Annotated in this window: 18 protein-coding genes and 2 pseudogenes; 8 read left to right on the plus strand and 12 right to left on the minus strand. The window is 66.2% G+C overall.

The window, feature by feature from the left end:
* Window positions 1-185 precede the first annotated feature (185 nt).
* The 4 genes and pseudogenes from ABS73_RS09730 to ABS73_RS09745 all read right to left on the minus strand — a co-directional run.
* A pseudogene (locus ABS73_RS09730) lies at window positions 186-1,406 on the minus strand (transposase); the annotation flags it as partial.
* Window positions 1,393-1,623: pseudogene (locus ABS73_RS09735) on the minus strand (IS110 family transposase); the annotation flags it as partial. The pseudogenes ABS73_RS09735 and ABS73_RS09730, both read right to left, overlap by 14 nt.
* Before the next feature lie 411 nt (window positions 1,624-2,034).
* Entirely contained in the window at window positions 2,035-2,649 is a 615-nt protein-coding gene (locus ABS73_RS09740) for an IS3 family transposase (protein WP_277020309.1), read from the minus strand.
* Between the two features lie 38 nt (window positions 2,650-2,687).
* A complete protein-coding gene (locus ABS73_RS09745) occupies window positions 2,688-2,828 on the minus strand; it encodes a hypothetical protein (RefSeq protein ID WP_277020306.1) in 141 nt (46 codons plus the stop codon).
* On the opposite strand from ABS73_RS09745, the gene ABS73_RS16755 reads away from it, so the two are divergent.
* Window positions 2,829-3,134 (plus strand): alpha/beta fold hydrolase, encoded by a 306-nt coding sequence (locus ABS73_RS16755; RefSeq protein ID WP_353743329.1) that lies wholly within the window; start codon window positions 2,829-2,831, stop codon window positions 3,132-3,134.
* Complete coding sequence (locus tag ABS73_RS09750; protein WP_277020303.1) at window positions 3,089-3,496, plus strand: alpha/beta hydrolase; 408 nt, start codon at window positions 3,089-3,091, stop codon at window positions 3,494-3,496. The genes ABS73_RS16755 and ABS73_RS09750 overlap by 46 nt, the downstream gene beginning before the upstream one ends.
* A 92-nt stretch (window positions 3,497-3,588) precedes the next feature.
* On the opposite strand, the gene ABS73_RS09755 is transcribed toward ABS73_RS09750, so the two are convergent.
* The gene (locus tag ABS73_RS09755) at window positions 3,589-4,263 is read right to left on the minus strand and encodes an ABC transporter ATP-binding protein (RefSeq protein ID WP_277020301.1); all 675 of its coding nucleotides are present in this window, start codon (window positions 4,261-4,263) and stop codon (window positions 3,589-3,591) included.
* Complete coding sequence (locus ABS73_RS09760) at window positions 4,260-5,417, minus strand: KpsE/RkpR family capsule polysaccharide export protein (RefSeq protein ID WP_277020298.1); 1,158 nt, start codon at window positions 5,415-5,417, stop codon at window positions 4,260-4,262. The genes ABS73_RS09755 and ABS73_RS09760 overlap by 4 nt, the downstream gene beginning before the upstream one ends.
* A gap of 461 nt (window positions 5,418-5,878) precedes the next feature.
* Here ABS73_RS09760 and ABS73_RS09765 point away from each other — a divergent pair, with 461 nt between their 5' ends.
* Window positions 5,879-6,655, plus strand: a complete 777-nt coding sequence (locus tag ABS73_RS09765) for an ABC transporter permease (RefSeq protein WP_277020296.1) — start codon at window positions 5,879-5,881, stop codon at window positions 6,653-6,655.
* Window positions 6,656-6,667: 12 nt separating this feature from the next.
* Here the strand turns inward: ABS73_RS09765 and choV are convergent, their stop codons facing one another.
* From choV to choX, 3 genes are read right to left on the minus strand one after another with little or no spacing between them, the layout of a single operon-like run.
* Window positions 6,668-7,672: a choline ABC transporter ATP-binding protein gene (gene choV / locus ABS73_RS09770; RefSeq protein ID WP_277020292.1), complete on the minus strand. Its 1,005-nt coding sequence runs from the start codon at window positions 7,670-7,672 to the stop codon at window positions 6,668-6,670.
* Window positions 7,669-8,517 carry a choline ABC transporter permease subunit gene (gene choW / locus ABS73_RS09775; protein ID WP_277020289.1) on the minus strand — a complete coding sequence of 283 codons (849 nt, stop codon included), beginning with the start codon at window positions 8,515-8,517 and terminating at the stop codon, window positions 7,669-7,671. Before choW ends, choV begins: the two co-directional genes overlap by 4 nt.
* Window positions 8,518-8,566: 49 nt before the next feature.
* Complete coding sequence (gene choX / locus ABS73_RS09780; RefSeq protein WP_286693441.1) at window positions 8,567-9,490, minus strand: choline ABC transporter substrate-binding protein; 924 nt, start codon at window positions 9,488-9,490, stop codon at window positions 8,567-8,569.
* A 102-nt stretch (window positions 9,491-9,592) separates the two neighbouring features.
* Here choX and betI point away from each other — a divergent pair, with 102 nt between their 5' ends.
* The 3 genes from betI to betA are packed head-to-tail and all read left to right on the plus strand — an operon-like array spanning window position 9,593 to window position 13,216.
* On the plus strand, window positions 9,593-10,159 hold the full coding sequence (betI, locus tag ABS73_RS09785) for a transcriptional regulator BetI (RefSeq protein ID WP_277020284.1): 567 nt from the start codon (window positions 9,593-9,595) through the stop codon (window positions 10,157-10,159).
* A gap of 2 nt (window positions 10,160-10,161) precedes the next feature.
* Window positions 10,162-11,601: a betaine-aldehyde dehydrogenase gene (gene betB / locus ABS73_RS09790; RefSeq protein ID WP_277020316.1), complete on the plus strand. Its 1,440-nt coding sequence runs from the start codon at window positions 10,162-10,164 to the stop codon at window positions 11,599-11,601.
* A complete protein-coding gene (gene betA / locus ABS73_RS09795) occupies window positions 11,588-13,216 on the plus strand; it encodes a choline dehydrogenase (RefSeq protein ID WP_277020282.1) in 1,629 nt (542 codons plus the stop codon). The genes betB and betA overlap by 14 nt, the downstream gene beginning before the upstream one ends.
* Before the next feature lie 31 nt (window positions 13,217-13,247).
* Here betA and metH read toward each other — a convergent pair whose 3' ends face one another.
* From metH to ABS73_RS09810, 3 genes are all read right to left on the minus strand, one after another.
* Window positions 13,248-15,965 carry a methionine synthase gene (metH, locus tag ABS73_RS09800; protein WP_277020279.1) on the minus strand — a complete coding sequence of 906 codons (2,718 nt, stop codon included), beginning with the start codon at window positions 15,963-15,965 and terminating at the stop codon, window positions 13,248-13,250.
* Window positions 15,958-16,995, minus strand: coding sequence for a homocysteine S-methyltransferase family protein (locus ABS73_RS09805; protein WP_277020277.1), 1,038 nt, complete (start codon window positions 16,993-16,995; stop codon window positions 15,958-15,960). The genes metH and ABS73_RS09805 overlap by 8 nt, the downstream gene beginning before the upstream one ends.
* Window positions 16,996-17,089: 94 nt before the next feature.
* Window positions 17,090-17,542: an Lrp/AsnC family transcriptional regulator gene (locus tag ABS73_RS09810; RefSeq protein ID WP_277020275.1), complete on the minus strand. Its 453-nt coding sequence runs from the start codon at window positions 17,540-17,542 to the stop codon at window positions 17,090-17,092.
* Window positions 17,543-17,670: 128 nt separating this feature from the next.
* Here ABS73_RS09810 and hppD point away from each other — a divergent pair, with 128 nt between their 5' ends.
* Both hppD and ABS73_RS09820 read left to right on the plus strand, forming a co-directional pair.
* Complete coding sequence (gene hppD / locus ABS73_RS09815; RefSeq protein WP_277020272.1) at window positions 17,671-18,783, plus strand: 4-hydroxyphenylpyruvate dioxygenase; 1,113 nt, start codon at window positions 17,671-17,673, stop codon at window positions 18,781-18,783.
* A gap of 14 nt (window positions 18,784-18,797) precedes the next feature.
* Window positions 18,798-19,151: a Rieske (2Fe-2S) protein gene (locus ABS73_RS09820; protein ID WP_277020270.1), complete on the plus strand. Its 354-nt coding sequence runs from the start codon at window positions 18,798-18,800 to the stop codon at window positions 19,149-19,151.
* The last annotated feature ends 31 nt before the right edge of the window (window positions 19,152-19,182 follow it).

Consider the following 19,182-nt stretch of genomic DNA (forward strand, 5'->3'; position numbering starts at 1 on the left):
GCCCGGGCGACTCGCTCCGCGATTACCCCATGTGTGAAAACTCGGTGGCAGGGGGCGCGACGGGGGGTGCCTGGCCGTGGATTCCGGCTCGGATCGGGCGCACACTTGGTCGTGGACGCGTCTGGAGGCTCGTAAAAAGCCTTGAAGCACGCCGAACCGTCGATGCATGCCCCTGCTGGTCCGATCTATCCCGGAATTGCCGCCATCAGCCCCTTGATCCCGACCAAGGCAACCCTACGCTTGATGGTGTAGTCCAGCACGTTCAGCGCCATGTCTGTGCCGACGCCACCCAACCGCCGGGTCAGGACATGGCAGGGGCCCGTCCACGACTTGATGGTGCCGAACGGGGGCTCGACGAGATGCGCATGTGGCCATCGGGAGACCCGACGGTCGTGCCCGGAGGTGCAACGCCTTTTGCATGCGCAGGCCTTGCCCGCGTTCGTCCAATAGCGCCGCATCTGCAGGCCCTGCTGTTCGCTCAAGGTGCGATGCGTCAGCGCCTTTCCCGCCGGGCAGCGATAGACATCGGCGTCATGGTCATAGGCAAAGTCGGCCTTCAGGAAATGGCCCTTCGACCGGGCGCCGGACGTATCCGATCGGGGTACGGTCGCGGTGACGCCGGCCTTGTGGCAGGCAAGGATTTCAAAAGCGCTGAACTATTCCCTGTCGGTCAGGATGTGCCTATCGTCGCTGCAAGGCTGCCTTCGCCTGTGTGACCATCTTCGCAAGCAGATCCCGGTCATGCCCTTGGTTCGTCACCTCATGCGTCACGATCAGATGGGTCTCGGCATCGACAACGCTCTGGACGTTATAGCCGACATGCCCGCTGTGCTGCGCGCGTGTCGCCATGGCCCGCGCGTCGGGGTCGGTCAGCGATATCAGTCCGTCAGGGGCATCGGCCAGCGCCTCGTCAATGGCCAGCAGACGGTCGATCTTTTGGCGGATGCGGCGATATCGGCCGGTCAGATGCGCCGCCCGCTTCGTGCGTGCCGCGCCGGTTTGCTGACGGTCGATCCGGTCGGCCTCCTCGATAGAGCGACCGACCTCGGCTTCCAGAGGGGCGAGGCGGCTGGCGATCTTGCCCCTGGTGACGTTGCGGTCGCGATTGTTGACCGCCTTGACCTTGGCGCGCCATCGACGGCGACGACTTCGCCCTTCAGCACAGCGATACGGCGGCAGAGATCAACGACCTTCGCGCAGGTCTTCCCGATGGCCGGACCGCGCTGCCCCCGGAATTCCGCGATGGTCTTGTGATCGGGAACCAGCCGCCCAGTCAGCCACATCAGTTCAACATTGCGACCAGCCTCGCTTCCCAGGCGGCGGCTGGAGGGGATACGGTTCAGGGAACCGTCGATGAACAGCTAGAGCATCACCGCCGGATAATACCCCGGCCGCCCCGTAGCTGCATTCGACACCGACACTGTGCAGATCACCGTGAGACTGCATCCATGCGAGCAGCCTGCCGTATCCCTGTCACGTTCTGGGGAACGATGCCGTTGCCAGGACGCGGTTGTGGTCGTCGACCACGGCCGCGACATGGAGATTCTTATGCGTGTCCACCCCGCAGTCACGGTGCGAGCCTTTGTTTTCTCGGTGTCGATCATGATCCGGTTCTCCTGCGATCGGTGCATCGAACGACGCCCGGACCGGTGCGGGACAAGACAGTCATGAGACGCCGCTGAAAGCGGGGTCACGCCCTTCTCGGGTCACACGCAAGACCGGCGAGGCGACGCCCCACCGCAAGGCGTTCCCGGGCACCCGACAGGTCACGGGAAAGACATGTCGGTCGATCGGTGTTCGGGTCAGACCGCCCGGGAACTGGCCCTGATCGTATGACTGTCCGAGTGATGCAGCAGCGCGTCGGCTTTCCCTCGGCGCCAGACCGCCATCATCAGCGCATCGATGACCAGTGATGCCTCGCGATCTGCCTACATGGACCAACCGACCGCACGAGGGGAAAACAGGTCCAGAATCGAGCCACGGGAGCGCCACTGGTCCGAGAGACCATGGCGAGACGCGACAGCCAGCCAGCCCTCAGCATTCCAGGTGTCTGTGACATCGGCCAGCCCCTTCTGGTTTGGCCGATCTGCCTGAAAATCCCGGTCCAGGTATCGCCGGCTTACGCGAACCGGTGGCGTTCACCGGCTCGATATCGGTAATGACCGAGCGTTCGCCATCATCCTTGGGCTTACCACGGCGCCGAGCCCATGCCCTGAAGGCGTTGCAGCGCATCAGCCGCAGGGTCCTGTGCAGGCCGCAGGCCAGTCCTTCTTCTAGAACGTTGCGCCATACGCAGCGCGCGCCATAGGTTCGATCACTGGCTTTGACGCTGGTCTCAACCGCCATGACCAGCTTGGCATCATGGATTTCGCGGGTGCCGGTCGGGCGGCCCCGCCAGGCGTGGGGGCCTACGCGCGAGACCTCCAGCGCCTCGCAGAGCCAACGGACCGGCCAAATGTGCCGGTGCCTGGCAGCGCGCGCGACCCTCATGTCGCCTCGCGCGCGAGAAAGGCGTTCGACCACTGTCCTTGAAAAAATGGCGGACAACGGTCTCACCGGAGCCGGACCTTTACGCAGTCGATTGAACCAATGCCGAGCCTGCGCTCGGTCTTTCATCATTGCTGCGATCTCGGCCAGATCGGCACGCATCCGGCCGTTCCCGGGAAAGGCAGCAGCCGGGGCTGCGCTCAGTTCCCTCCTCCAGCGGCGTGAGCCACACTCTCGGACAGCTCGAGGTCGCGCGCGCCCTGTGCCACCGCGACGCCCCGATCGGTGACCAGCCCCACGGTCTCTGACTTGAACTCACCGCTGCACTTTCGTCTCGTCATATCCACTTTCCAGTCCCTTGGTCACGATCTTATCATCGTGTCCACGAAACCGGCAGCAGGCCAGGATACCGGGTCGTCAGCTATGACCGCCGCGGCTTTGGCCGGTCGGACCAGCCTTGGGAGGGGTATGAATATGACACGCTGTCGGACGATCTGGCCGGTGTGATCGCCACGCTGGAGCTGGACGATGCGTCGCTGGTCGGGTTCTCGATGGGCGGAGGGGGGGCGCGCGCTATGTCTCGCGCCACGGGGCGCGCGGGGTGTCGCGGCTGGCCTTCGTGTCCTCGGTCGCGCCGGGCCTGCTGACGTCCGAGGCCAATCCCGACGGCGCTCTGGCCGAGTTGTTCCAGGGGATGCGCGACGGCCTGCGCAAGGAACGCATGGCCTTCCTGCGCGATTTCTTGAAGGATTTCCATGGTCAGGGCCTGTCCAGCGGGGGCAGCCAGCCGGTTCTGGACTGGACGCAGGACATGGCGATGATGGCCAGCCCGCGCGCCACGATGGAATGCGTGACGGCCTTTGGCATGACCGATTTCAACGCCGAAGTGGCGCAGATCCGGTTGCCCACGCTGGTGGTGCATGGCACCGCCGACAAGATCGTCCCGATTGGCGGCCACCGCGCAGCGCATGGCGCAGATGGTGCCGCATGCGACGGCCGTCGACTATGACGGTGCGCCGCACGGATTGGCCGCCACGCATGGCGACCGGCAGCTGGACGATCTGAAGGCGTTTCTGGCTGCGTGACGCCGATGCGCCGGGGTCAGGCCTGCTGGGCCTGGCCCTGGCGCATGTTTTCCATGTGGGCGGCGATGGCGTCCTCGATATCGGCGTAGAAGGTCAGGCGCCCCCGCTCCAGCACGGCGCCCATGTGGCAGGTCTCGCGCAGCAGGCCCATGCCATGCGCGACGACGATTGCGCCGGCCTTGGCCATGCGCTCGTTGAAGACCCGGTTCGATTTGGCACGAAAGGCCGCGTCGCCCACCGCCGACACTTCATCCACCAGATAGGTGTCGAAGGGCACGGCCATCGACAGACCAAAGGCCAGCCGCGACCGCATCCCCGAGGAGTAAGTGCGGATGGGCAGGCGGAAATGATCGCCCAGCTCGGCGAAATCCTCGACGAAATGCAGCAGCTCATCCGTGTCCACGCCATAGATGCGGGCGACAAAGCGGCAGTTCTGCTCTCCCGTCAGGTCGCCGTTGAACGAGCCCGCGAACCCCACCGGCCAGCTGATCGTACCGGTGGACAGAACCTTGCCCGACGAGGGCAGCATCGCCCCCGAGATCATCCGCAGCAGCGAGGATTTGCCCGCGCCGTTGCGCCCCAGCAGTGCCACCGCCACCCCGGTCGGAAAGGTGGCGGTGATGTTGTCGGCCACCACCTTGTGCTTGCCGTTCAGGGTATAGGTCTTGGACAGGTTCTGCAGATGGATCATCGCCGGTCGCGCAGGCTATAGAAGATCAGGCTGCCGATCACCCAGATCACCGTCAGGAACCCCGCGATCATCAGCAAAAGGCGCAGCCGCTGCGGGAATTCGGCCTCCTGCGCCAGGGTCGGGCGGATATAGGGCGCCAGATAGCGCGACTGGCGCGCGGCCTCGGCGCGGGCGCTCTCGAAGCTGGCGAGGGCGGCGGTATAGCTGGCTTCGGCGAACTGGCGGTCGACGGTCAGGATCTCGAACTGGCCAACGACATCGGACAGCGCCTCCTCTCCGTTGACCGATCCGAACTTCTGGCGCTCGGCGTCGATCTGGTCCCGGATGACCTGGATGCGCAGCTCGGTCTGGCTGATGCGGGGGTCGTTGGCCTGCGCATTCGCCTGCAGCAGGCCAAGCGCGACCAGCTGTTCGGCCAGCTGCTGCTGGAGCGAGGTGACCACGCCGATCTGGCCCTGCACATCGGCTACGGGGTCGACCAACTGATAGCGGTTGCGGAACTCGGTCACGTTCTGGCGCGCGGTGCGCAGCAGGCCCTGGGCGCGCTCCAGCTCGTCGCGGGCATAGCGCAGGGCGTCCTCGCGGGCGATGTCGTTCAGCTGGTTGATCAGGATGCCGCCCTCGTCCACGATCGCCAGGGCGATGTCCTGGGCGTCCTGCGCGTCGAATGCCAGGATGCGCAGGTCGATCATGCCGCTGTCGTAATGGATGCGGACCTTCCGGTCCCATTCCTTGACCAGATCCTCCAGCGAGGCGCCGCCGCGGAACCCGAAGATCGGATCGCCCGGCGCCTTGGACCAGACCTCGCGCAGATCGATGCGGCTGTTCACCCGCTCGACCAGGTCGCGGCTCTGGATGAACTTGTAGAGGATGTCGGTGTCGCTGGTCGAGCTGGAGGTGACACCTACCAGAGACCCCAGCCCCCCCAGCACGTCACCTGCATTGGGCGCCGATTCGCTGCGGACCGAAAACCCGACATAGGACGCGTACTGATCCACCGCCCGCGTATAGATATAGGCCGCGCTCAGCAGCGCGGGGATCAGCACCATCACCACAAAGCTGATCGCCATGCCGTAATGGCGCCGCTGCATCTGCGCGGGGCTGGCCGGGGGCAGGACGGGCTGCTGCAGCGCCGCCTGGATGCGGGCCTGCATCTCGGGGGTGACGGGGGCGGGGCGATTGGCCGGGCCGGGCCCGCCGGGGCGCGGACCGCCGCCCGGTCCCTGCGGACGCGGTTGACCCTGGGGGGGTTGGCCTTGGGCCGGTTGTCCCTGGGGCGCCTGGCCTTGGGGCGGTTTGTTCGGAGCGGGCTTGGGCGGCGCCGGGGGCTGGCCCTGCGCGGCTGGCTGACCGGGCGGGACCGGCGTGCCGGTTTGGGGATGGGGTCCGGATTTCGGGTCCTGGGCGGACATGCGCTTACCCCGCCTGTCATGTTGATCTTGTTCGCGCCGTCATACATAAGCGCGGGGAACAGTTCCAGCACCGATCCGATGCCAGGATCGTGAGAGCCGCAGCCGCCCCTCCGGCGCAATCCGTGATCCGCATGTCCCAAACCACTTCGACCCCACCCCTGCCGCAACGGCGTGCGCCTCAGGGGGCACACACCCTCCGCGAGGTGCGCAAGCACCGTCGTTTCGCCAGCCTGCGCGCCATCGGCGCCCTTATCCTGCGCGAGATGCAGACCAGCCACGGCCGCGCCGCCGGCGGTTATTTCTGGGCCATCGCCGAGCCTGCGGGCGGGGTGATCCTGCTGACGGTGATCTTTTCGGTGGCCTTTGCGTCGCCGCCCATGGGGTCCAGCTTTGCGATGTTCTATGCGACGGGCATGGTCCCGTTCCTGGGCTATATGGACATCGCGGGCAAGGTGGCCAATTCGGTGCGCTATTCGGTTGCGCTGCTCAGCTATCCGGCGGTCACCTTCATGGACGCGCTGCTGGCGCGCATCGCCTATAACAGCGTGACGCAGATCATGGTCTTTACCGTGATTTTCACCGCCATCAGCCTGTTCGAGGAGACGCGGACCGACCCGCAGCTGGATCAGATCGCCCTGGCCATCGCGATGATGATCATGATCGGCGTCGCGGTGGGGGTCATGAACTGTTTCCTGTTCGAGGCGATCAGCTGGTGGGGGCCACTCTGGGGCATCCTGATGAAGCCACTGTTCATCCTGTCTTGCGTCATCTTCATCTTTGATGACGTCCCGCAGCCCTATCAGGACTGGCTGTGGTGGAACCCGCTGATCCATATCGTCGGCCAGATGCGCAGCGCGTTCTATCCGGGCTATCCGGGCAGTTATGTCAGCTATACCTATGTCTTCGGGCTGGGGCTGGGGCTGTTCGCCCTGGGGCTGATGCTGCTGTCGCGCTATCACCGCGACCTGCAGAACAGCTAGCCCCCAGATCAGCTAGCCCCGGGGGTCGATCAGCCGGGCCAGGACCGCGCCGCGGGTGACGCGACCGCCGCCCGCGACGGGCAGGGCGTCGCGATCGGCCAGCAGGCCCATGACGGCGCGAACCGGCATGTCGGGCGGCACGGGCGTGCCCTCGGCGGTGCCGGGTTCGGCCACATCGCGGGCGGTCAGCACCCCCAGAGGGTTCATATGCGCCACGAAATCGGCGACGTAATCGCTGACCGGGTTGGCGATGATGTCGCGGGCGGTGCCGATCTGGACGATGCGACCCCCCTCCATCAGCGCGATGCGGTTGCCCAGCTTGAACGCCTCGTCCAGGTCGTGGCTGACAAAGATGATGGTGCGGCCGGTGCGCGCCTGAAGGTCCAGCAGCTCATCCTGCAGCCGGGCGCGGATCAGCGGGTCCAGCGCGCTGAACGGCTCGTCCATCAGCAGGATCGGCGCCTCGGTCGCAAAGGCGCGGGCCAGGCCCACGCGCTGCTGCATGCCGCCCGACAGGTCGCCGACCTTGCGTTCGGCCCAGTCCGACAGGCCGACGGTCTCCAGGTGGTGGTCGATCCGGTCCCGGCGCTCGGCGGTCGACATGCCCGCCAGCTCCAGCCCCAGGCCCACATTCTCGCGCACGCTGCGCCAGGGCAGCAGGCCGAACTGCTGGAACACCATCGCCACGTCGCGCAGGCGGATGTCGCGCAGCGCGCGGCTGCCCGCGCCGGTCACGCTGACCATGCGGTCGCCGCGCCGGATGCGGACCTCTCCGCGGCAGACGGGGTTCAGCGCGTTCACGGCCCGCAGCAGGGTCGATTTGCCCGACCCCGACAGGCCCATCAGGACCAGGATCTCGCCCTCGGCGACGGACAGGGAACAATCGTGGACGCCCAGCACCTGGCCGGTCTCGGTCTTGATGGGGCCGCGGTCCAGCCCCTCGTCCATCAGCGGCAGGGCGCGGGCGGGGTGGTCGCCAAAGACGATGCAGACCCGGTCGAATTCGACGGCGTTCATTTGCGGCCCTCCATGCGCAGCATCCGGTCCAGCAGGATCGCCACGACCACGATCACCATCCCCGATTCGAACCCAAGCGCGGTGTTCACGCTGTTCAGCGCCCGCACGACCGGCACGCCCAGGCCCGACGCGCCGACCAGCGCCGCGATGACCACCATCGACAGCGACAGCATGATGGTCTGGTTCAGGCCCGCCATGATCTGGGGCAGGGCACTGGGCAGTTCCACCTTCCACAGCAGTTGCCGCGGCGTGGCGCCAAAGGCGGTCGCGGCCTCGACCAGGGCAGGGGGCGTCGAGGCGATGCCCAGCTGCGTCAGGCGGATCGGTGCGGGCAGAACGAAGATCACGGTGGCCAGCAGACCCGGCACCATGCCGATGCCAAAGAACACGATGGCCGGGATCAGATAGACGAATGTCGGCAGCGTCTGCATCAGGTCCAGCACGGGCCGCATCCAGGCGTAAAGACGCGGCCGGTGCGCGCAGGCGATGCCGATGGGCACGCCCACCGCCATGCAGACGATGCAGGCCGACAGCACCAGCGTCAGCGATTGCAGCATTTCCGACCAGTAGCCTTGGTTCAGCACGAAAAGCAGCCCCGCCAGCATCAGCAGGCAGGGGCCCAGCCTGCGCTGCAGCAGGCCCGTCAACGCCATGGCCAGCGCGATGAACAGGAACGGGTGCGGGGCCTGCAGCGCGGCCAGGATCGCCGCGATCAGCGCCTCCATCGTGGTCGAGATGGCGTCGAACACCCCCGCCGCATTGGCGTTCAGCCAGTCAAAGGCCGATTTGGCGGTCCGTCCCACCGGGATCTTGGTGTCGGTGACCCATGCGGTCATCTGCTCCATGCGCGCTCCTGCAAGGCTGTGGCGCCGGGCGCGGGGCCCGGCGCGGGGGTCAGTTCAGGGCCGCCTGCAGCGCCGAATGCGGATCGTTGCCGTCCACCGTGGTCAGGTCCGCAAGCCAGCCGGTCGCGGCATCGGGATTTGCGGCCAGCCAGGCGCGGGCTGCGGCCATCGGGTCCTGACCATCGTTCAGGATGGCGTCCATGACCTCGTTCTCCATCGACAGGGTGAACTCCAGGTTGGTCAGGAACCGGCCCACATTGGCGCATTCCGCGACATAGCCCGCGCGGCTGTTGGTGCGCACCTCGGCCCCGCCCAGATCGGGACCGAAGATGTCGTCGCCCCCGGTCAGATAGGTCATGTCGAACTGCGCGTTCATGGGATGCGGCTCCCAGCCCAGGAAGACGACCGGGCGGTCGCGGTCGGACGCGCGCTGGACCTGCGCCAGCATGCCCTGTTCACTGGATTCGACGATTTCGAAGGTGCCCAGGTCGAACTGGTCCATCGCTACCATCTCCAGCAGCAGGCGGTTGCCGTCGTTGCCGGGCTCGATCGCATAGATCTTGCCGTCCAGGGCGTCCTTGTGTTCGGCGATGGCGGCGAAATCGGTGATGCCCAGATCGGCACCGGCCTGGTTGGTCGCCAGCGTGTATTTCGCGCCCGTCAGGTTGGTGCGGACGGTGTCGACGGTTCCCGTGTCGCGATAGGGGGCGATGTCGGCCTCCATCGTGGGCATCCAGTTGCCCAGGAACACGTCCACATCGCCGGTGGACAGCGCGGTATAGGTCACGGGCACCGACAGGATGCGCGTCTCGGTCCGGTATCCTAGCGCCTCCAGCACGGTCGAGGCCAGCGCCGTGGTCGCCGTGATGTCGGACCATCCCACATCGGAAAAGACCACCTGGTGGCACTGTTCGGGCTCTGCCGCGTGGGCGGGCAGGGCCAGGGCGGTGCCCATCAGAAGGCTTGCGGCCATCCGGGAAAGGGTCATTTGAGGCTCCCTGTTCTTGATTGGTCAGTCAATTAACGTTACATGGAAACGGCAAAGCAACAGAAATCTTCCGCAGCAGGGGTGATCATGCCGAAACTCGGGGCCGAGCCTATCCGAAAAGCAGCGCTGATCAATGCCGCGATCTTCGAGGTCGGGCGCGCGGGGTCGCTGGATGTCACCGTGGCGCAGATCGCCAAGCGCGCCGGCATGTCGCCCGCGCTGGCGCATCACTATTTCGGCTCCAAGGACCAGATCTTTCTGGCGGCGATGCGCTATATCCTGCGCAGCTATGGCCAGTCGGTCCATGACCGCCTGCCGGGGCGGGGGGCGCGGGGGCGGCTGGACGCGATCGTCCATGCCAGCTTTGCGCCCCAGAATTTCCAGCGCGAGACCGTCAGCGCATGGCTTAATTTTTACGCACTTGCCCTGAACTCGCGCGAGGCCGCGCGGCTGTTGCGCGTCTATCACCGCCGGCTGCACTCGAACCTGATCGTGGCGCTGCGCGGGCTGACCGACCATCCCGAACGCACCGCCGACACGCTTGGCGCGCTGATCGACGGCGTCTATCTGCGCGCGGTCCTGACCCCCGGTCCGACCGATGCCGATGCGGCGCTGAACACCATCATGACCTATCTGAAGGAGGCCCTCGCATGAGCCTGTCCGCCCAACCCGCCGCGTCCCTCTTCATCGACGGCCGCCCCGTCGAGGGGCAGGGCGACACGCTGGACGTCCGCTATGCCTTTGACGGCGGCACCATCGCCACGCTGCGCGAGGCCACGACCGACCAGGTGGCTCAGGCCTGCGCCGTGGCCCGCGCCGCCCAGCCCGCATGGGCGGCGATGGCCCCGGTCGAACGCGGCCGCATCCTGGCCCGCGCCGCCGCCATCATCCTGGAGCGCAACGACGAGCTGGCCCACCTTGAGACGCTGGACACCGGCAAGCCGATCCAGGAAACGATGGTGGCCGACTGGCCCTCGGGTGCCGCATCGCTGGAGTATTTTGCGGGGCTGGCCGCGACGCTGACGGGGCAGATGATCCCCCTGGGCGCCGATTGGGCCTATACGCGGCGAGAGCCTCTGGGCGTCTGCGCGGGCATCGGGGCGTGGAACTATCCCAGCCAGATCGCCTGCTGGAAGGCCGCGCCGGCGCTGGTCATGGGCAATACCATGGTCTTCAAGCCGTCCGAGGAAACGCCGCTAGGGGCCCTGAAACTGGCGGAAATCTTCATCCAGGCGGGGATGCCGCCGGGCGTATTCAACGTGGTGCAGGGCCGCGGCGCGGTCGGGGCCGCGCTGGTCACCGACCCGAACGTGGCCAAGGTCTCGCTGACCGGATCGGTGCCCACGGGTCGCCGCGTCTATGCCGCCGCCGCCGAAGGGATGCGCCACGTCACGATGGAGCTGGGCGGCAAGTCGCCGCTGATCGTCTTTGATGACGCCAACCTGGAGGATGCGGTCAGCGCCGCGATCCTGGCTAATTTCTACAGCGCCGGGCAGATCTGTTCCAACGGCACGCGGGTCTTCCTGCAGGAGGGCATCAAGGAGGATTTCCTGGCCCGTCTGGCCGAACGCGTCAAATCCGTCCGCATGGGCGATCCGCTGGACCCCGACACCAATCACGGCCCGATCATCAATGCGGCCCAGGCCGACAAGATCCGCGCCGCGATCCGCGCGGGCGTGGATGCGGGCGCGCGCCTGGTCTGCGGCGGCGAGGGAGAGGGGCCGTTCATCCCGCCCACCGTCTTTGCGGATGCCACCGACGACATGACCATCGCCACCGATGAGATCTTTGGCCCCGTCATGACAGCCCTCAGCTTTGTCGACGAGGCCGAGGTGATCGGTCGTGCCAACGGCACCGGTTTCGGCCTGGCCGCAGGCGTGTTCACCCAGGACCTGACCCGCGCCCATCGCGTCATCGCCGCGTTGGAGGCCGGGACCTGCTGGATCAACACCTACAACCTGACACCGGTCGAGATGCCCTTTGGCGGCGTCAAGCTGTCGGGTCTGGGGCGCGAGAATTCGGCGGCGGCGATCGAGCATTATAGCCAACTGAAATCCGTCTATGTGGGCATGGGAGGCGTCGATGCACCCTATTGATCTGCCGAAAGCCGCGCAGGACGCGGATTACGTCATCATCGGCGCGGGCAGCGCTGGCTGCGCGCTGGCCTACAGGTTGACCCAGGCCGGGCGGACCGTCACGCTGATCGAATTCGGCGGCAGCGATATCGGCCCCTTCATCCAGATGCCGGGCGCGCTGTCCTATCCGATGAACATGAGCCGCTATGACTGGGGGTTCGCCAGCCAGCCGGAACCGCATCTGGGCGGGCGCAAACTGGCCACCCCGCGCGGCAAGGTGATCGGCGGATCGTCCTCGATCAACGGGATGGTGTTCGTGCGCGGCAACCCGCAGGATTTCCAGCACTGGGCCGACAGCGGTGCCGAGGGCTGGGACTATGCCGGCGTTCTGCCCTATTTCAAGCGGATGGAGACCTGGCATGGCGGCACCTCGCCTGTGCGCGGCACCGACGGCCCGCTGCACATCACCCGCGGCAAGCGCAAGAACCCGCTGTTCAACACCTTCATCGAGGCCGGTCAGCAGGCCGGCTGGCCCCGCACGGACGACTATAACGGCGAACAGCAGGAGGGGTTCGGCCCGATGGAGGCCACCATCTGGAAGGGCCGCCGCTGGTCCGCTGCCAACGCCTATCTGCGACCCGCCAAAAAGACCGGGCTGCTGACCGTCGTCCGCGGCCTTGCGAACCGCATCCTGTTTCAAGGAAAGCGGGCCTACGGCGTTGAAATCGAACGCAACGGCAAGATCGAGGCGGTTCATGCGACGCGTGAGGTCATCATCTCGGCCAGCACCATCAACACGCCCAAGCTGCTGATGCTGTCGGGCATCGGGCCTGCGGATCACCTGCGCGAACACGGGATCACGCCGTTGGCGGACCGTCCGGGCGTGGGCGGCAACCTGCAGGATCACCTTGAGATCTACATGCAGTACAAGTCGCTGAAGCCGGTGACGTTGTATACCTACTACAACCTGCTGGGCAAAGGCCGGGTGGGGGTCGAATGGTTGTTGCAAAAGACCGGCCTGGGCGCGTCGAACCAGTTCGAAAGCTGCGGCTTCATCCGGTCGTCGGAGGCCAAGGACTATCCCGATATCCAGTATCACTTCCTGCCGCTGGCGGTGCGCTATGACGGCAAGTCTGCGGCCAAGGGGCACGGGTTTCAGGCCCATGTCGGTCCGATGCGGTCGAAATCGCGCGGCACGATCCGGCTGGCATCGGGCGACCCGTCCGTGGCGCCCGAGATCCGCTTCAACTACATGTCCCAGCCCGAGGACTGGGAGGAGTTCCGCGCCTGCGTCCGCCACACGCGCCGCATCTTTGACGCGCCCGCCTTTGCGCAATATCGCGGCGACGAGATCCAGCCCGGCGACGCGGTCCAGACGGATGCGGAAATCGACGCCTTCATCCGCGAGCATGCGGAATCGGCCTATCACCCCTGCGGCACGGCGCGGATGGGGGCGGCCAGCGACCCGGACGCCGTCGTGGACCCCGAGCTGCGCGTGATCGGGGTCGAGGGGCTGCGCGTCGCGGACAGTTCGATCTTTCCGCGCATCACCAACGGAAACCTGAACGGCCCGTCGATCATGACCGGCGAAAAGGCCGCCGATCACATCCTGGGCCGCCAGATGCTGCGCGCGTAAGCAAAAGGCCCGCAGCGATGCGGGCCTTTTGTCATGCCGCGTCGGCCGCTGCCTGACGCTTGGTATAGTTCAGGACCGGGGCCAGCCAGCGTTCGGCTTCGTCCAACGTCCAGCCCTTGCGCAAGGCGTAATCGCGGGCCTGATCCTCCTCGATCTTGGCGACCCCGAAATAATAGCTGTCGGGATGCCCGATATAGAGGCCCGACACCGACGACCCCGGCCACATCGCCATGCTTTCGGTCAGGGTCACGCCGGTCGCGGCCTCTGCGTCCAGCAGGCTGAACAGCGTCAGCTTTTCGGTATGGTCGGGCTGGGCGGGATAGCCCGGCGCGGGACGGATGCCCTTGTAGGGCTCGGCCGCCAGTTCCTCGGGCGCAAAGGTCTCATCGCGCGCATAACCCCAATAGTCGCGCCGCACGCGCTCGTGCAGCATCTCGGCCATCGCCTCGGCAAAGCGGTCGGCCAGCGCCTTGACCATGATCGCGCCATAGTCGTCGTTGGCCCGTTCATAGCGGGCCGAGATCTCTGCCTCCTCGGGGCCCGCCGTCACGACGAAGCCGCCGACATGATCAGGTGTCCCTTCAGGGGCCACGAAATCCGACAGCGCCACGTTAGGCCGGTCGCCGCGCTTGGTGACCTGCTGGCGCAGGGTGTGCAGCATGGCCAGCGTCTCGGCCCGGTCGTCCCCGGTGAACAGGCGGATGTCGTCGCCCACCGCGTTGGCCGGCCAGAAGCCCACCACGGCGCGCGGCTTGAACCACTGGCCGTCGATGATGCGGGCCAGCATCTCCTGCGCCTCGGCGAACAGCTGGCGGGCGGCTTCGCCCTGCTTTTCGTCGTCCAGGATGCGGGGATAGACGCCCTTCAGCTCCCAGGTCTGGAAGAACGGCGTCCAGTCGATATAGCGCGCGATCTCGGCTAGGTCCCAATCGTCGATCACCCGCGCGCCGGTGAAGGTCGGGGCCACGGGCGCATAGCCCGACCAGTCGATCTTCAGCGCATTGGCCCGCGCCTTGGTCAGCGGCAGGCGCGACTTCGACGCCTCGGAACGCTCATGCTTGTCGGCGACGGCGGTGTAGTCGGCCCGGATCTCGTCGATATAGGCGGCCTTGCGGTCCTCGGACAGCAGGTTCGAGGCGACGCCCACGGCCCGGCTGGCATCGGTCACATAGACCGCCTGGCCGCGCGTGTATTTGGGCGCGATCTTGACCGCCGTATGGATCTTGGACGTCGTCGCGCCGCCGATCAGCAGGGGGATGTCCATCCCCTCGCGCTCCATCTCACTGGCCAGATGCACCATCTCGTCCAGCGACGGGGTGATCAGGCCGGACAGGCCGATGATGTCGACATTCTCGTCGCGGGCCACCTGCAGGATCTTCTGCGCGGGCACCATCACGCCCAGGTCGATCACCTCGAAGTTGTTGCAGGCCAGCACGACGCCGACAATGTTCTTGCCGATGTCGTGGACGTCGCCCTTGACGGTGGCCATCAGGATCTTGCCCGCCGTCTCGCGCTCGGTCCCGCCAGACAGGCGCTTCTCCTCCTCCATGTAGGGCAGCAGAACGGCCACGGCCTGCTTCATCACGCGGGCCGATTTCACCACCTGCGGCAGGAACATCTTGCCCGCCCCGAACAGATCGCCCACCACGTTCATCCCGGCCATCAGCGGCCCTTCGATGACATGCAGCGGCCGGTCGGCCTGCTGCCGCGCCTCCTCGGTATCGGCCTCGATATATTCGGTGATGCCGTTGACCAGCGCATGTTCCAGCCGCTTGTCCAGCGGCCATTCGCGCCAGGACAGATCCTTTTCGCGCTTGGCCCCCTGGCCGTCGCCGCGGAACCGCTCGGCGATCTCCAGCAGGCGTTCGGTGCCATCAGAGCGGCGGTTTAGGACGACATCCTCGCAGGCCTCGCGCAGGTCGGGGTCGATCTGGTCATAAACCGCCAGCTGGCCCGCATTGACGATGCCCATGTCCATGCCCGCCTGAATGGCGTGGTACAGGAACACGGCATGCATTGCCTCGCGCACCGGCTCGTTGCCGCGAAAACTGAAGGACAGGTTCGACACGCCGCCCGACACATGGGCGTGGGGCAGGTTCTGCCTGATCCAGCGTGTCGCCTCGATGAAATCGACGCCATAGTTGTTATGCTCTTCGATCCCCGTCGCCACGGCGAAGATATTGGGATCAAAGATGATGTCCTCGGGCGGAAAGCCCACCTCATCGACCAGAATGCGATAGGCACGTTCGCAGATCTGGATCTTGCGCGCGCAGGTATCGGCCTGACCGTCCTCGTCGAACGCCATGACCACGACGGCCGCGCCATAGGCCAGGCACAGCCGCGCCTGTTCGCGGAACTGATCCTCGCCCTCCTTCATGGAGATCGAGTTCACGACCGGCTTGCCCTGCACGCATTGCAGGCCCGCCTCGATCACCTCCCATTTGGAGCTGTCGATCATGATCGGCACGCGGGCGATGTCGGGTTCGGCGGCCAGCAGGTTGAGGAACTCGACCATCGCGGCCTTGGAATCGATCAGGCCTTCGTCCATGTTGATGTCGATGATCTGGGCGCCGTTTTCCACCTGGTCGCGGGCGACCTCCAGCGCGGTGGCATAGTCGCGCTCCTTGACCAGCTTGCGGAAACGCGCGGACCCGGTGACGTTGGTGCGTTCGCCGATATTGACGAAGGGAATGTCGGGGGTCAGCACAAAGGGCTCCAGCCCCGACAGGCGCAGGTAACGATCAGGCATAGGCGGGCACCTTTCTGGGGGCGAACGGGGCCACGGCATCGGCGATGGCGCGGATATGGTCGGGCGTCGTGCCGCAGCAGCCGCCGACCACGTTGACCAGACCGGCACGGGCGAATTCGGCGACTTGGGGGGCGGTGTCGTCGGGGCCTTCGTCATATTGGCCAAAGGCGTTGGGCAGGCCCGCATTGGGATAGGCGCAGATCAGCGTGTCGGCCACGCCCGACAGCTCGACCAGATGCGGCCGCATGGCCGAGGCACCAAGTGCGCAGTTCAGCCCGATGGTCCACGGGTTCGCGTGCCGCACCGAGTGCCAGAACGCCGTCGGCGTCTGCCCCGACAGGGTGCGCCCCGAGGCGTCGGTGATGGTGCCAGAGATCATCATCGGCAGGCGTGACCCGTGATCCTCCATCGCCTGAATGCAGGAAAAGATGGCGGCCTTGGCGTTCAGCGTGTCAAAGATCGTCTCGATCAGCAGGATGTCGGCGCTGCCCGCGATCAGGCCCTTGGCCTGCTGCAGATAGGCGGCGCGCAGCCCCTCGAAGGTCACGGCGCGATAGCCGGGGTCGTTCACGTCCGGGCTCATCGATGCGGTGCGGTTCGTCGGGCCGATGGCACCCGCCACGAAACGCTGCCGCCCGTCCTTGGCGGTTGCGCGGTCCAGCGCCCGGCGCACGACGCGCGCACCTTCGACGTTCAGATCGTGGACGGCCTCTTCCAGCCCGTAATCATGCTGGGCGATGGTGGTCGCGGAAAAGGTGTTCGTCTCGACGATGTCGGCGCCGGCCATCGCATAGCGGTAATGGATCTCCTCGACCGCCTCGGGCTGGGTCAGGATCAGCAGGTCGTTGTTGCCTTGCTGGGGGTGGTCGGTGTGGTGGCGGCAGGCATGGCCCGACCCGTGGCCGGTATAGTCATCCTCGCCCAGGCCCAGGGCCTGGATCTGCGTGCCCATCGCGCCGTCCAGGATCAGGATGCGTTCGGATGCGGCCTTGTACAGGGCCGCGAAGGCGGGAGAGGGGGGCAGCGACATGACAAAGGCCTTTCCGTTGGAATACCTCACATAAGCGTTGCAAGGCCTGTCGGCAAATTCATAGTTTTCGACAAGATCATGAAACCGGCGCAACTCAGACCGGCACTCCGCCATCATCCTTGAGCGTCCTCAGCACGATCTCGGACCGGACCTGCGCCACCTGCGGGTGCGGCAGCAGGTGGCGATGGACGAAATCGGCGAACCCCTCCAGGTCGCGGGTGCGCACGTCCAGCACGTAATCCGCATCGCCCGACACGGAAAACGCCTGCCGGATCGCAGATTGGGCTGCGACAAAGCGGGCGAAATCCTCCTCGCGGCCCTGACCGTGGCCGCGCAGGTTCACGCGGATCACCGCGCGAAATCCGTGCCCCAGCTTGGCCGCGGACAGGCGCGCGGCATAGCCCTCGATCACGCCCGCAGCCTCCAGCGCGGCCCGGCGGCGCGAGATCTGGCTGGCCGACAGGCCCACCGTCTCGGCCAGCGCGGCATTCGTCAGCGCGCCGTCACGCTGCAATGCGGCCAGAATTGCGTTGTCGAACCGATCCATGCGTGTCCCGTGCGCCAGACGCCACAATACGGCGCATCCCATGCATTGATCGCTCAGGGACCGGATGCTTTGCAAGCACCATGCGCGGCATCTGACCCATAATGTGCGAAACGACAGGAGGATACCGCATGGGCCCGTTCCCGCATGACGCCCCCAAGGCCACGATCAGCGCCGCGAACCCCGCAGGCACCGACGGCTTTGAATTCGTTGAATACGCCCATCCCGATCCGGCCGTGCTGGACCGCATCTTCCGCCAGATGGGGTTCACGCCGGTCGCGCGCCACAAGACCCGCGACATCACCCTGTATCGGCAGGGCGACATCAACTATCTGCTGAACGCCGAACCGGACAGCCATGCGGCGGGGTTCGTGGCCGAACACGGCCCCTGCGCCCCGGCGATGGCCTGGCGGGTGGTCGACGCGCAGGTTGCGTTGAGGCGCGCGCTGGATCTGGGCGCGACCGAATACACCGGCCCCGGCAAATCGATCGAGGCGCCCGCGGTGCTGGGCATCGGCGGATCGCTGCTCTATTTCATCGACCGCTACGGCGATGCGGGTAGCGCCTATGACGCCGATTACGACTGGCTGGCTGAGGCCGACCCGCGCCCCGAGGGGTGCGGGTTTTTCTACCTGGACCACCTGACCCATAACGTCATTCGCGGCAACATGGACACCTGGTACAAATTCTACCACGACACGTTCAATTTCCGCGAGATCCGGTTCTTCGACATCAAGGGCAAGCAGACCGGGCTGGTCAGCCGCGCCCTGACATCGCCCTGCGGCAAGATCCGCATTCCGATCAACGAGAGCACCGACGATCACAGCCAGATCGAGGAATATCTGCGCGAATACAAGGGCGAGGGCATTCAGCACATCGCCATCGCCACCAACGACATCTATGCGGGCACGGACCGGATCGCCGATGCCGGGATGGCGTTCATGCCTGGCCCCCCCGACACCTATTACGAGATGTCGCACCGCCGGGTGAAGGATCACGACGAGCCGCTGGACCGCATGAAGGCTAGAGGCATCCTGATCGACGGTGAAGGCGTCGTGGGCGGCGGAGAGACGCGCATCCTGCTGCAGATCTTCTCGAAAACCGTGATCGGGCCGATCTTCTTCGAGTTCATCCAGCGCAAGGGCGATGACGGTTTCGGAGAGGGCAACTTCCGCGCCCTGTTCGAATCCATCGAGGAAGATCAGATCCGGCGCGGCGTCCTCGACGCCACCCCGGCCCAGTAGGCCCGCCGATCACCATGGCCTGGACCGACTACAGCAGCGCGCCCGCACCGGGCACGCGCATCTGCCCCGCCAGCGCGGTCACTGGGGTGCACCCGATCACCGTCCGCACGGGTCGCGGCGATTTTTCGGTGATCGTCCTGCGCGACGGCGATGCCGTCCGGGCCTTTGTGAACGCCTGCCCGCATCAGTATCTGCCGCTGGACTATCGCGGGCCCAACCTGCTGTCCGCCGACGGCACGCGCCTGCTCTGCACCGCCCATGGTGCCAGCTTCGACAAGGCGACGGGCGCGCCGCTGGCGGGTGCGGACTGCGGCCTCGACCCGGTCCCCGTCACGCAAAACGGCGACCACATCGTGATCGCCGCCTGATCTCTTCTTCATGAAAATATCCCGCGGGGGT

It is taken from the genome of Paracoccus sp. SCN 68-21, from assembly GCF_001724535.1.
GTDB lineage: Bacteria > Pseudomonadota > Alphaproteobacteria > Rhodobacterales > Rhodobacteraceae > Paracoccus > Paracoccus hibiscisoli.